The organism is Proteus faecis (assembly GCF_003144395.1).
GTDB classification, from domain to species: domain Bacteria; phylum Pseudomonadota; class Gammaproteobacteria; order Enterobacterales; family Enterobacteriaceae; genus Proteus; species Proteus faecis.
This window is the reverse complement of sequence record NZ_PENZ01000030.1, coordinates 69,615-82,729: the sequence shown is the minus strand read 5'-3', so window position 1 is coordinate 82,729 and position 13,115 is coordinate 69,615. Positions and strand designations below refer to the sequence as shown.

Annotated in this window: 10 protein-coding genes and 1 tRNA gene; 8 read left to right on the top strand and 3 right to left on the bottom strand. The window is 38.5% G+C overall.

Translation table 11 applies throughout. The features are described 5' to 3' along the window. Window positions 1-60: 60 nt before the first annotated feature. The gene (mltD, locus tag DK858_RS08555; protein ID WP_109397049.1) at window positions 61-1,386 is read right to left on the bottom strand and encodes a murein transglycosylase D; all 1,326 of its coding nucleotides are present in this window, start codon (window positions 1,384-1,386) and stop codon (window positions 61-63) included. Window positions 1,387-1,461: 75 nt separating this feature from the next. Beyond that, window positions 1,462-2,217 carry a hydroxyacylglutathione hydrolase gene (gene gloB, locus DK858_RS08550; protein ID WP_072063584.1) on the bottom strand — a complete coding sequence of 252 codons (756 nt, stop codon included), beginning with the start codon at window positions 2,215-2,217 and terminating at the stop codon, window positions 1,462-1,464. Between the two features lie 38 nt (window positions 2,218-2,255). Here gloB and DK858_RS08545 point away from each other — a divergent pair, with 38 nt between their 5' ends. Further along, window positions 2,256-2,972, top strand: coding sequence for a methyltransferase domain-containing protein (locus DK858_RS08545; RefSeq protein WP_109397048.1), 717 nt, complete (start codon window positions 2,256-2,258; stop codon window positions 2,970-2,972). A gap of 8 nt (window positions 2,973-2,980) precedes the next feature. Here the strand turns inward: DK858_RS08545 and rnhA are convergent, their stop codons facing one another. Further along, window positions 2,981-3,463, bottom strand: a complete 483-nt coding sequence (gene rnhA / locus DK858_RS08540; RefSeq protein ID WP_099074311.1) for a ribonuclease HI — start codon at window positions 3,461-3,463, stop codon at window positions 2,981-2,983. A 65-nt stretch (window positions 3,464-3,528) separates the two neighbouring features. On the opposite strand from rnhA, the gene dnaQ reads away from it, so the two are divergent. From dnaQ to fbaA, 7 genes are all read left to right on the top strand, one after another. Further along, a complete protein-coding gene (dnaQ, locus tag DK858_RS08535; RefSeq protein ID WP_109397047.1) occupies window positions 3,529-4,281 on the top strand; it encodes a DNA polymerase III subunit epsilon in 753 nt (250 codons plus the stop codon). Between the two features lie 123 nt (window positions 4,282-4,404). Beyond that, window positions 4,405-4,481: transfer RNA gene (locus DK858_RS08530), tRNA-Asp, on the top strand. A gap of 937 nt (window positions 4,482-5,418) precedes the next feature. After that, window positions 5,419-6,642, top strand: coding sequence for a hypothetical protein (locus tag DK858_RS08525; RefSeq protein WP_109397046.1), 1,224 nt, complete (start codon window positions 5,419-5,421; stop codon window positions 6,640-6,642). Window positions 6,643-7,430: 788 nt separating this feature from the next. After that, the gene (gene tkt, locus DK858_RS08520) at window positions 7,431-9,425 is read left to right on the top strand and encodes a transketolase (RefSeq protein ID WP_109397045.1); all 1,995 of its coding nucleotides are present in this window, start codon (window positions 7,431-7,433) and stop codon (window positions 9,423-9,425) included. 257 nt (window positions 9,426-9,682) lie between these two features. Next, window positions 9,683-10,702, top strand: coding sequence for an erythrose-4-phosphate dehydrogenase (epd, locus tag DK858_RS08515; protein WP_109397044.1), 1,020 nt, complete (start codon window positions 9,683-9,685; stop codon window positions 10,700-10,702). Between the two features lie 87 nt (window positions 10,703-10,789). Beyond that, window positions 10,790-11,953, top strand: coding sequence for a phosphoglycerate kinase (gene pgk, locus DK858_RS08510; RefSeq protein WP_109397043.1), 1,164 nt, complete (start codon window positions 10,790-10,792; stop codon window positions 11,951-11,953). A gap of 63 nt (window positions 11,954-12,016) precedes the next feature. Continuing rightward, window positions 12,017-13,096, top strand: coding sequence for a class II fructose-bisphosphate aldolase (gene fbaA / locus DK858_RS08505; RefSeq protein ID WP_006534914.1), 1,080 nt, complete (start codon window positions 12,017-12,019; stop codon window positions 13,094-13,096). Window positions 13,097-13,115: the final 19 nt, after the last annotated feature.

Genomic DNA, 13,115 nt, shown 5'->3' with positions numbered 1-13,115 from the left:
ATTTATCACCTTTAAGGTGTTAATATATTGATGGCTTTAAAGAAGCTTAAGTGTAGAAAACTATTTTATATACAGTGTTAATTGCGTACCTGGCTTTAACATTTTAATGTCAGCGTTCCAGCTCATTAACTGTTTTAGATTAATGCCATGGCGACGGGCAATGCTGTAATAAGAGTCACCTTGGCGTACTTTATAGTAGCTTGGTGACGGTTTCGCTGGTTTCGTTGTTGTGGCACTGCCTGCATTATGAATTTTTAATGTCTGACCAACTAGCAATGTGCTCTTTGCATTCAATCCATTAATACGCTGTAAGTCTTTTATACTCATATTGTAGCGACGAGCAATAGCGTAAAACGAATCCCCAGAACGAACCTTATAAACGCCTTCTTGCTTAATAGACTGATTCGTTTTGGCAACAGCTAAACGAATAGTTTCTAATATCGCTTCATCCTCAAAAGCGGTACGGAATTGGTCAAGCTTATTGCGAGGCAGCATAATGACATGAGGGCCATTTGGTGCGGTTATTCCGCGCTTATAGCCGGGATTATAATCTTTCACGGTATTAATAGGTAACTGACTTAATTCAGCAACTTTATTTAACGTGATTTGCTCGCCGACATCAAATGAGGCTAATGCTTTATCGCGATAATTACTTTTGGGGAAAGTAATAGTTTGTTCGTTTTCACGAATAACTTTGCTCAATGCGAGAATTTTCGGCACATAATTCATCGTTTCTTTAGGTAAAGAAAGCGACCAATAGTCTGTTGGTAAGTTTTGACTCTCATTTGCCTTTATTGCTTGCATGACACGGCCTTCACCCGCGTTATAAGCAGCAAGGGCAAGTGCCCAATCACTATCAAACATCACATACAAGCGCTCTAGTAAATCAAGGGCAGCTTTCGTTGATGCCATGACATCACGACGGCCGTCATACCATTGGTTCTGTGCTAAACCATAGTAATTACCGGTTATTGGTACAAATTGCCATAAACCCGCGGCATTTGCAGAAGAGGTAACATGAGGATTAAACGCACTTTCAATGACAGGAACAAGTGCCAGTTCCATTGGTAATTCACGTTTTTCAATTTCATCAATAATCGAATACATATAAGGTTCAGCGCGAGAAGCAACGCTCTGTATATGTTTGGGATTATTTAAAAAGTATAATTCTTGCTGCGAGATCCTTTCATTTTCAGGGAGGTCCATTTTCAATTCACTTACCACATAACCCCATAAATTGGTTTTTACATCATATTGAGGTTGGTGAGAAGTTGAAGTCCCTTTCGTTGACGTTGGTGTGATCGCAGACAAATTAGGTTTAATGTTCTCAGATTGCTGGCAGCCCGCCAATAGCAATATGGAGAACAAAATCGCTTTTGTCTTCATAATAGAAAAATTCATCCTGTGTGTTTTTTGAACCAAATGATACTTAGTCTGCCAAAATAAAACAATCAATAGAATTTAAAAATTGTCTTTTAACTCTCTTAATTTTGTAAATGTCTTAATTGGAGCGTAAGTATTGGTGGTTATACCTAAAATCCTTTGCAAATCAATATCGTCAGATTTCAAAAAAAGATTAATGTTCTTTTCGTTTTTCAGTGTTATTGGCACAGTTGGTTGCAAATTTTTACGCATTTCACTAACTTGGGCTAAATAATCGGTAATAAGTGCATTTTCTGGCATGATATGATGTGCAAAGGTCATATTTGATAGGGTGTATTCATGAGCACAACAAATTAATGTGTTATCTGGTAACGCACTCAATCTTTGTAATGAACTAAACATTTGTTGTGCGGTACCTTCGAATAAGCGACCACAACCACCAGAAAAAAGTGTATCGCCACAAAATAAATAAGGTTCACAATAATAAGCAACATGACCCAATGTATGGCCGGGTGTGCCAATCACATTAAAAGTGAACGTGCTAACAATAATGCGTTCTTGATTATGAATAATATTTTCAGCCCCTTTACTTTGTGTTTCTTGTGGGCCAAAAACGTCAATGTTAGGATATTTTTTTACAAGTTCAGCAACGCCACCAACATGATCATCATGATGGTGGGTTAATAAAATTGCGATAGGTGTTAGCGAGCGTTGTGAAAGCATTTCAATAACAGGCTTGGCTTGTGACGGATCCACAATCACACATTCACTATTTTCATTACTTAATAGCCAAATGTAGTTATCTGATAAAGCAGGAATTCTGATAAGCTCCATATAAGTTACCTTACTTATAAAATATAAAGGGTTAAACGATGAAAGCAGCGCGTTCAGTAAAACCGATTACAATGCCAAATTCTTGGCGTGATATTCCTTGGGGGGAATATTATCGCATGGCGATTGAATTGCGTTTACAAAACTGGTGGCCAAAAATGTATGGCTTTCATTTGCTGAAACTCGGTCAACTCAGTGCTGAACTGGATACCAAATTAAGTATCGTTTCGCATCAAGTCAATGTGACATCGAATGCATTAAATGCGGATGTTATCGCGTCTTTAGATTATCTACCCTTTGAAAATAAATCGATTGATGTTTGTCTTATGGCTCATGTGCTTGATTATAGTGCAGATCCCCATTGGCTACTAAGAGAAGCTGATCGTGTTTTAATTGATGATGGTTGGATAGTATTAACAAGCTTTAACCCGATTAGTTTATTAGGGTTGGGCAAATGCACGCCTCTTTTACGACAAAAGCAGCCTTATTCAAGTCGCATGTTTTCACTTCGACGCCAAATCGATTGGCTTAGTGTGCTAAATTACGAAGTGATGACACAACAGAATTTCCATATTATGCCATTTTCAAGACCAATAAAACGTGATGGTAGCCGCTATCACACTGGTGGCTGTTTAAATTTAATTATTGCTCGTAAAAGAACACTTCCTTTAACACCCACTGCATTGAAATTTGCATTGCCAAGAATGAGTGTAAAAGGTCGAGTTTTAGGGGCCACACGCAATCATTCAGAGCCATAAAACATGATTTATTGTGTTTTATCTTTTTGGCTTTCGATATAACCCGTATCTTCTTGTGTCGGTGATTGAGCTGCCGCTTTTGCTAATTCATCACAACGTTCATTTTCATCATGACCGGCATGGCCTTTTACCCAATGCCATTCAATTTCATGACGAGTAATAGCACTATCTAAGCGTTTCCATAAATCGACATTAAGCACAGGACTTTTGTCTGCTTTGCGCCATTGACGCTTTTTCCAGCTATGGATCCACTGTGTAATACCTTGTCTGACATATTGGCTATCTGTTGTCAGTGTAATTTTACAAGGGAATTTTAATGTTTCTAGTGCTACGATAGCAGCAAGAAGTTCCATTCGGTTATTGGTGGTCATAAAAAAACCTTCACTTAGGGTTTTTTCATGTTGTTGATAGCGTAAAATAGCGCCATAACCACCAGGGCCTGGGTTGCCTAAGCATGAACCATCGGTGAATATTTCTACCTGCTTGTGCATAAAGGCGACTTATCCTTTTTGATTAATACGAAAAACTAACCCTAAGTCTGACATAAAAACGGATTATGAGCACTCCAATCACACGACAAATTGTACTTGATACCGAAACTACCGGTATGAATAAACTGGGCGTTCATTATGAAGGTCATAATATCATTGAAATTGGTGCCGTAGAGGTTATCAATCGTCGATTAACAGGGCGAAATTTCCATGTTTACATTAAGCCTGAAAGATTAGTTGATCCTGAAGCTTTTGAAGTTCACGGCATTAGTGATGAGTTTTTAGAAGATTGTCCTTCTTTTGCTGATATTGCCGATGAGTTTTTAGAATATATTCGCGGAGCAGAGCTGATCATTCATAATGCATCGTTCGATATCGGCTTTATGGATTATGAATTTAGAAAGCTTAATCGTGATATTCCGCCTACCGAAACGTTCTGTCAAATTACCGATAGCCTTGCAATGGCGAGGGAATTGTTTCCCGGCAAACGAAATAATCTTGATGCCTTATGTGATAGATACTTAATAGATAACTCTAAGCGTACTCTTCACGGCGCGTTATTGGATGCTGAAATACTTTCTGATGTTTACTTGGCAATGACCGGTGGACAAACAGCATTAGCATTTTCAATGGAAGGTGAATCAAGTAACGAGCAAGAGCAAAATGATATTCAGCGCATCGAGCGCCCAGTTTCAGGATTAAGAGTAATAAGAGCAACTGCAGAAGAAGTTGCTGAGCATGAGGCTCGATTAGATTTGGTTGAGAAGAAAGGCGGGCATTGTTTATGGCGTCCAGCATCAAATGATGAGGCTGTTTGAATATAAAAAAAGCACAAAGAGTAAGTTGAGATTAAAAATTATCCAAATGCATCTTTTTGTTAGAAAAACAGTTGACGACAAGGCAAGAGATTCGTAATATTCACTCCGTCCGAAAGGATGCGCGGAGCGGTAGTTCAGTTGGTTAGAATACCTGCCTGTCACGCAGGGGGTCGCGGGTTCGAGTCCCGTCCGTTCCGCCAACATTCCAAACCCCAGCATTTATGCTGGGGTTTTTGCTATTGGGGTTTTATCATCATACCAGACAGCAGTATGCTACTTTTCCGACCTTCTACCCGCAATTAAGCCAATCGTTCACGTAAATCACGCGGTAACGTGCGTTCAGAAACATTGAACTAAATATAAGAACACAAGGCTTTCTCCTACCATTAAGCGGGTAACTAAGCGGGTAACACCAGTACTGATCCCCGTTGATATCCAAACTAGCCTCAGCTAGCCAGTAACACCTTGTTTATTAGACCCGCATAGCTGTTTGATTGAATATATAAATAATTATTGAAAACCAATAAAACAGATTTTAACATTGCTTTAATAAAAAAGTATAAATATATTTTATGTATTTGCTTATTTGGCTTGTGATTAATGACGGGATATCTTTAATTGTTACCCTTCGAAAAATTACCGTTAAAATAATTAAAGCAATTAGAATAATAAAATAAATCATAATAACTAATCGAACTAAAAAACTATAATAATGCAAGTTATCACTTTTAATTATCTTTAATTACTCTTTGGTGGATTAATTTAAAGAATTTTCAACCTATGTAATAAAATTATTTTCCTTTTAACTTGATTGATTTTATTTATGTAATTCCGGTAAATATGTCTTTTTACAGTTAGGGTTGTTGGTTCAACGTTAAATTATTGTTGGTTTTAATGACTGTTATATTGTATAAATACATTTATATTATTAATGAATGGTACTTTCAGGTTATACATTAATCCACAGAGCGATGGTTGAAACTTCAAAATGAAGAGTTAGCTGAAGCAGCGAGTGAATTGAGTGCTGGGTATGTAGCGAAGGCAACAGTATTAGTGAAGCGGGATGGAATATATAAAACTACTCGCCCAGCAACTTGAAATCCTGACATTTATGCAACAAAGAGCCGGGAGCTAACTATGTCTGATAGAATATCAGAGCAAGAGCATCTTGATGGGGCTGATTCAAAACGTGAAAAGAGTTATAGAGTGGTCGCCGAAGACAGTCTATTGAATAATAGTCATCGGTGTGATGCCAGAGAGATCCTTTCTGAATTTCATAAAGTTGGAAAACATTTTGTTACCCAGCAAAAATTACAACAACTGGCAGTATATCGAGATGAATTAGCCCACAGTTCCGCTGGTGATTGGATGTTAAGTTTTCTTAACGTCGTCTTGGATAAATTTGATGACACTTATAGTTATCGATCTTATCTAGCACTGGATTTATTACATTGGCAGAATTACACAGAAAATAGTGCTGATTATATCGATTGGCAATTGACTATTATTACTATGGATTTAATCCGCTTTGAGCTAGATGCATTGCGTAATAATGGCAGTTGGCTCTATGAAATGGCACCAGATCAGCGACTTGTTAATATGCGTTGCCGACGACTGATAAAGTGTATGGGAAAAGTATATCAACGAATGAATATACAGTGGGAAAATAATGAGCGGGATATGATAGCTATCTGCGACACAATTTGTTCTGCTGTGTTTTTACGCTTATCTGATAATGAAAAATTACGCTTAGAATACTCTATGATACCCGTTTATATTAATCATGATGAGTACATTTTTCTACGTATATTACAGGCCTTTGAAACATTGTTTGATTGGCTGGCCTCTTGTTTAACGGAAGTTATTGCCTTTGCTAAATCGGATCTGAAACAAGCAACTGAACTCTTGTTTCTCAGCGCTAATCGATTGAATGAAATGGCAGCACTTTTTCCATTGTTATCGACGTTGCGGGTTGATGGTTTTCATAGGTTCAGAGACTATACCGAAGGCTCTAGTGCAATCCAGTCACGCAGTTATAAAAAAGTTGAATCATTGTGTAGTAGACCTGATGCCGAAAGATTCAATTCAATAGCCTATCAAGCGGTACCGGAGGTAAGCGAGGCGATTTTATCTAACCCCGAGACGATTGATGATGTTTTTAATCTTATTCCTCAGGATAATTTGTATAAAGACGATTTTCATCAAGCGATGGAGTCGTTTGGATTAGGCATGAAAATATGGAGGCAGTCGCATTACGGTATTGCTGTAAAAATGCTGGGTACCTCGCCAGGTACTGGCAATACTGAAGGTACTGCCTACCTTAAAGAAGTTAGAAAAATACCTGTCTTTAAAAATATCTGAACAAGGTTAGTTATAACCATATTAAATGATAATCCAATTCGGAGGGATGCCTTCCATTACTAAACCCCAGCATTTATGCTGGGTTTTTTGCTTTGCAAACTTTCGCGTATTATTAAGTAAGCTGTTTTCTGAAATTATTTTTCTGCAAAAATGATAATAGAAAAAAATATTCAATTAACACAGAAAAAAGAAACTTTAGGCTTATTGAAAGTTAAAATACGAAAAATATATTCTTTATTGTAATAAAATTTATAAAAACCATTCTTGGAATAACCTAATTACTTATTTTCTCACTCATTTTGCTAAGGTAATAAGTAACATTTACGTTACGCTGATTTTTCCTTTTAGCTATATATGATGTAAATAAGATTTTTATCACTGAATCAGTGAATTATCTGCTTTTTGTCTTTTTTAAGCTCTTATAATTCTACGTCCTTGCAACAAACTCAGTCAGTTATTAGGTTATAATTAAAACAAATACGATATTTATTTGATTTAATGGATAATTTGATAAAGAAATTTTATCTTGATTAGTCGTATCAAGCTAAGGTTTAATAGCTTATTTCTTGGTTGCGCAAATAATGTCTATTTAATGTTTTTGTTGCGCAATAATGCGGTGAGATAATGTTATTTTCCGATTTTATCGTAAAAAATGTTGTGTAAATCAAAGAATTATTGATTTAAGCTAATTACGATAGCCACCTTTGCGGATTTTTTATATTGCGGTTTTTTGCCTGCATTGAGAGAATCAGCTATCTAGATGCTTTTTATCCGACTTGGAGTAGAAAATGACCACTCGTAAAACCCTTGCTAATGCGATCCGTTTTTTAAGTATGGATGCTGTGCAAAAAGCGAAATCAGGACACCCTGGCGCCCCTATGGGTATGGCTGATATTGCAGAAGTATTATGGCGTGATTTTTTAAATCATAACCCGACTAACCCTAACTGGGCTGATCGTGACCGTTTCGTATTGTCTAACGGCCACGCTTCAATGCTGATTTACAGCTTACTGCACCTGTCTGGTTATCAAGTTTCTTTAGATGATCTGAAAAATTTCCGTCAATTGCATTCTAAAACACCTGGTCACCCAGAATTTGGTTACACCCCTGGTGTTGAAACAACAACGGGTCCTTTAGGTCAAGGTATTGCAAACGCAGTGGGTTTTGCAATTGCAGAACGTACATTAGCGGCTCAATTTAACCGTCCTGGTCATGACATTGTTGACCACTACACCTACGCCTTTATGGGTGATGGTTGTATGATGGAAGGTATCTCTCATGAAGTGTGTTCTTTAGCTGGAACATTACAGTTAGGTAAACTGATTGCATTCTATGATGACAATGGCATCTCTATTGATGGTCAAGTGCACGGTTGGTTTACTGATAACACAGCAGAACGTTTTGACGCTTATGGCTGGCATGTAATCAGTGGCATTGATGGACACGATGCAGCAAGCATCAAAGCAGCGATTGAAGAAGCAAAACAAATTACTGACAAGCCTTCACTGTTAATTTGTAAAACCACTATCGGTTTTGGTTCTCCTCATAAAGCAGGTACTGCTGATTCTCACGGCTCCCCATTAGGTGATGCAGAAATTGCTGAAACACGTAAAGCGTTAGGTTGGGAATATGGCGCATTCGAAATTCCACAAGAAATTTATAAAGAGTGGGATGCGAAAGAAGCGGGTAAAGCAAAAGAAGCTGCATGGGATGCTAAATTTGCTGCATATGCTGCAGAATTCCCTGAATTAGCCGCTGAATTCAAACGTCGTATTTCTGGTGAATTACCTGCAAACTGGGAAACAGATGCCAAAGCATTTATTGAAAATCTGCAACAAAACCCTTCAAGTATTGCAAGCCGTAAAGCGTCTCAAAATGCATTAGAAGCATTCGGTAAAGTATTACCTGAATTCATGGGCGGTTCTGCGGACTTAGCACCGAGTAACCTGACCATGTGGTCTGGTTCTAAAGCACTGAACGAAGATAAAGCAGGTAACTATATCCATTACGGTGTACGCGAATTCGGTATGTCTGCAATTATGAACGGTATTGCATTACATGGCGGTTTTGTTCCTTACGGTGCGACCTTCCTGATGTTTATGGAATATGCACGTAATGCTGTACGCATGGCTGCATTGATGAAGATCCGTAGTATCTTTGTTTATACTCATGACTCTATCGGTCTGGGTGAAGATGGTCCAACTCACCAACCTGTTGAGCAAATGGCAAGCCTGCGTGTCACTCCAAACGTAAGCACATGGCGTCCATGTGACCAAGTTGAATCAGCTGTTGCATGGAAATATGCTATTGATCGTAAAGATGGTCCAACAGCACTGATCTTCTCTCGTCAAAATCTTGCACAGCAATCACGTACTCCAGAGCAACTGGCAAATATCGAAAAGGGTGGTTATATCCTGAAAGATTGTGCTGGCACTCCAGAATTAATCTTTATTGCAACAGGCTCTGAAGTTGAATTAGCAGTTAGTGCTTATGAACAACTGACAGCTGAAGGCCGTAAAGTACGTGTTGTTTCTATGCCAGCAACAGATGCATTTGATAAGCAAGATGCAGATTACCGTGAAGCAGTATTGCCAGCATCAGTGAAAGCACGTGTTGCTATCGAAGCTGGTATTGCTGACTATTGGTTCAAATATGTTGGTTTAGAAGGCGCGATTGTTGGTATGCATAGCTTCGGCGAATCGGCACCAGCAAATGAATTATTTGAAGAGTTTGGTTTTACTGTTGAAAATGTGGTTACACAGGCAAAATCTTTACTTAAATAATCAATAAGTGTTAACAAGAGCACATTTTTGGGAAGAATTTCTCAGATGTGCTCTTTTTTTATCCTTCCATCTTTGTTTACTATTGCGATCTTCTCTCATTTTTCGTAATCTGACTATCAGTAAGCTGAACCGTTTCAGTTAATCCTAAAATGTCGGTGACTGCACAATTTCTAGATTTACTTGATTTATCGTTGTTGATTAGTATCTTGCTCTATTATTCTAAGCGGTTGCAAATTACTAGTTATCAAGGAAGTCACATGACAATCAGAGTCGCTATTAACGGTTTTGGTCGTATAGGGCGTAATGTGTTAAGAGCGCTTTATGAATCAGGTAAACGAGCTGAAATAACGGTTGTTGCAATAAATGAATTAGCTGATGCACAAGGTATCGGGCATCTTCTCAAGTATGACTCCAGCCACGGACGTTTTGCTTGGGATGTACGAATTAACAACGATTTATTGCAAGTAGGTGATGATACGATTCGTTTATTTCATCACGTTGAGATTACTGATTTACCTTGGGGTGAACTGGGTATTGATGTCGTACTTGATTGTAGTGGTGCCTATGGCTCCCGTGCTGATGGCGAAGCACATATTGCACAAGGCGCAAAGAAGGTGCTTTTTTCTCATCCTGGTACAACTGATTTAGATGCAACTGTCGTTTTTGGTGTGAATCAACACGAACTTAAAAAAGAGCACCGAATTGTTTCAAACGCATCTTGTACAACAAATTGCATTATCCCCATCATTAAAATGATGGATGACGCGTTTAATATAGAATCAGGAACAGTAACTACAATCCATGCAGCCATGAACGACCAACCCGTGATTGATGCATACCATAAGGATTTACGCCGTACTCGTGCTGCAGGACAATCTATTATTCCTGTTGATACGAAATTGGCCGCAGGAATTACTCGAATTTTCCCGAAATTTAAGGATCATTTTGAGGCAATTTCTGTACGAGTTCCTACAATTAATGTGACGGCAATTGATTTAAGTATCACTGTAAAAACTGCTGTAAATGTGTTAGATGTCAATCGGTTAATTCAAAAATCAGCAACTGGCGCATTTCGTGGTATAGTGGATTACACAGAATTGCCATTAGTCTCAACTGATTTTAACCACGACCCTCATAGTGCAATCGTTGATGGCACTCAAACAAGAGTCAGTGGGCAACACCTGATCAAGACGTTAGTCTGGTGTGATAATGAATGGGGCTTTGCTAATAGAATGCTTGATACAACGTTAGCAATGGCTGCAACTGGTTTTAAATAATCATGTTTTAATGACGGTGTCGCGTAATAATACAAGGCACTGAACAGAAGATTACTAAATTTTAGAGAATCAATGAGAGGATTCATCATGTCTGTAATTAAGATGACCGATTTAGACCTAGCGGGTAAACGAGTTCTTATCCGTGCTGACCTGAACGTTCCCGTTAAAGATGGTAAAGTGACTTCAGATGCGCGTATCCGTGCTTCTTTACCAACAATTGAAGCAGCGTTAAAACAAGGCGCTAAAGTGATGGTAACTTCTCACTTAGGTCGTCCTACCGAAGGTGAGTACAACGAAGAGTTCTCTTTAAAACCAGTTGTTGACTATCTGAAAGATAAATTAACTGCACCAGTTAGCCTTGCTAAAGACTATTTAAATGGTGTTGAAGTCAATGCAGGTGAATTAGTTGTCCTTGAAAACGTTCGTTTTAATAAAGGCGAAAAGAAAGACGACGAAACGCTATCTAAACAATATGCTGCATTATGTGATGTTTTTGTAATGGATGCATTTGGTACTGCTCACCGTGCTCAAGCATCAACGCATGGCGTGGCTAAATTTGCCGATGTTGCGTGTGCAGGCCCACTGTTATCAGCAGAATTAGAAGCATTAGGTAAAGCCTTAGATAAACCTGCTCGTCCAATGGTTGCTATTGTTGGTGGCTCTAAAGTTTCAACTAAACTGACTGTATTAGATTCTTTATCAAAAATTGCTGACCAATTAATCGTTGGTGGCGGTATCGCAAATACCTTTATTGCAGCAGAAGGTCATCCTGTAGGTCGTTCTTTATACGAAGCTGATCTTGTTGATGATGCTAAGAAATTAATGGAAAAATGTGATATTCCAGTACCAAGCGATGTTCGTGTTGCGACTGAATTTTCTGAAACAGCAGAAGCTGTATTGAAATCAGCAAATGACATTAAAGATGATGAACAAGTATTGGATATCGGTGATGTGACTGCTGAACGTTTAGCTGAAATTCTGAAAAATGCAAAAACTATTCTGTGGAACGGCCCAGTAGGTGTGTTTGAATTCCCTAACTTCCGCAAAGGCACAGAAATCGTTGCTAAAGCAATCGCAGATAGTGAAGCATTCTCTATCGCTGGCGGTGGTGATACGTTAGCTGCTATTGATTTATTTGATATCGCAGACAAAATCTCTTACATTTCAACCGGTGGTGGTGCTTTCTTAGAATTCGTTGAAGGCAAAAAACTTCCTGCTGTTGCAATGTTAGAAGAACGCGCTAAACAGTAATTAAGTCAGCTCATACAGGTAGAAAATTATTTTCTACCTGTTCCAAATATAGGATCTTATTACATGTCTAAAGTTTTTGATTTCGTGAAACCGGGTGTCATCACTGGTGATGATGTACAAAAAGTATTTGCAGTAGCAAAAGAAAACAAATTTGCTCTGCCTGCGGTTAACTGTGTAGGTACTGACTCAATCAATGCTGTGTTAGAAGCTGCTGCGAAAGTTCGTTCTCCTGTTATTGTACAGTTCTCTAACGGTGGTGCTGCATTTATCGCAGGTAAAGGTCTTAAATCTGATGTACCACAGCAAGCTGCTATTTTAGGCGCAATTTCTGGTGCTCATCATGTGCATCAAATGGCTGAATATTATGGTGTTCCTGTTATTCTGCATACTGACCACTGCGCGAAAAAATTATTACCATGGATTGATGGTCTGTTAGATGCTGGTGAAAAACACTATGCTAAAACAGGTAAACCACTGTTCTCTTCTCATATGATTGACTTATCTGAAGAATCATTAGAAGAAAACATTGAAATCTGTGCTAAATATTTAGCGCGTATGGCTAAAATCGATATGACTTTAGAAATCGAATTAGGCTGCACGGGTGGTGAAGAAGACGGTGTTGATAACACGGGTATGGACAGCTCTGCACTTTATACTCAACCAGAAGATGTTGCTTACGCATATGAAAAACTGAGCGCGGTAAGTCCTCGTTTCACTATCGCGGCATCTTTCGGTAACGTTCACGGTGTTTATAAACCAGGTAACGTTCAGTTAACGCCAAAAATTCTACGTAACTCACAAGACTACGTATCACAGAAATTCAATTTACCACACAATAGCTTAGATTTCGTTTTCCACGGCGGTTCCGGTTCTTCAGCTGAAGAAATCAAAGAAGCTGTTGATTATGGCGTTATCAAAATGAATATCGATACAGATACTCAGTGGGCAACTTGGGATGGTATCTTACAGTTCTACAAAAAGAACGAAGCCTATCTGCAAGGCCAGTTAGGTAACCCAGAAGGTGCTGATAAACCTAACAAGAAATACTACGACCCACGTAACTGGTTACGTCACGCACAATCATCTATGGTTGTTCGTTTAGAACAAGCATTTAAAGAACTGAATTCAGTTGATGTTCTGTAATTGGATCATTCTTAATGAT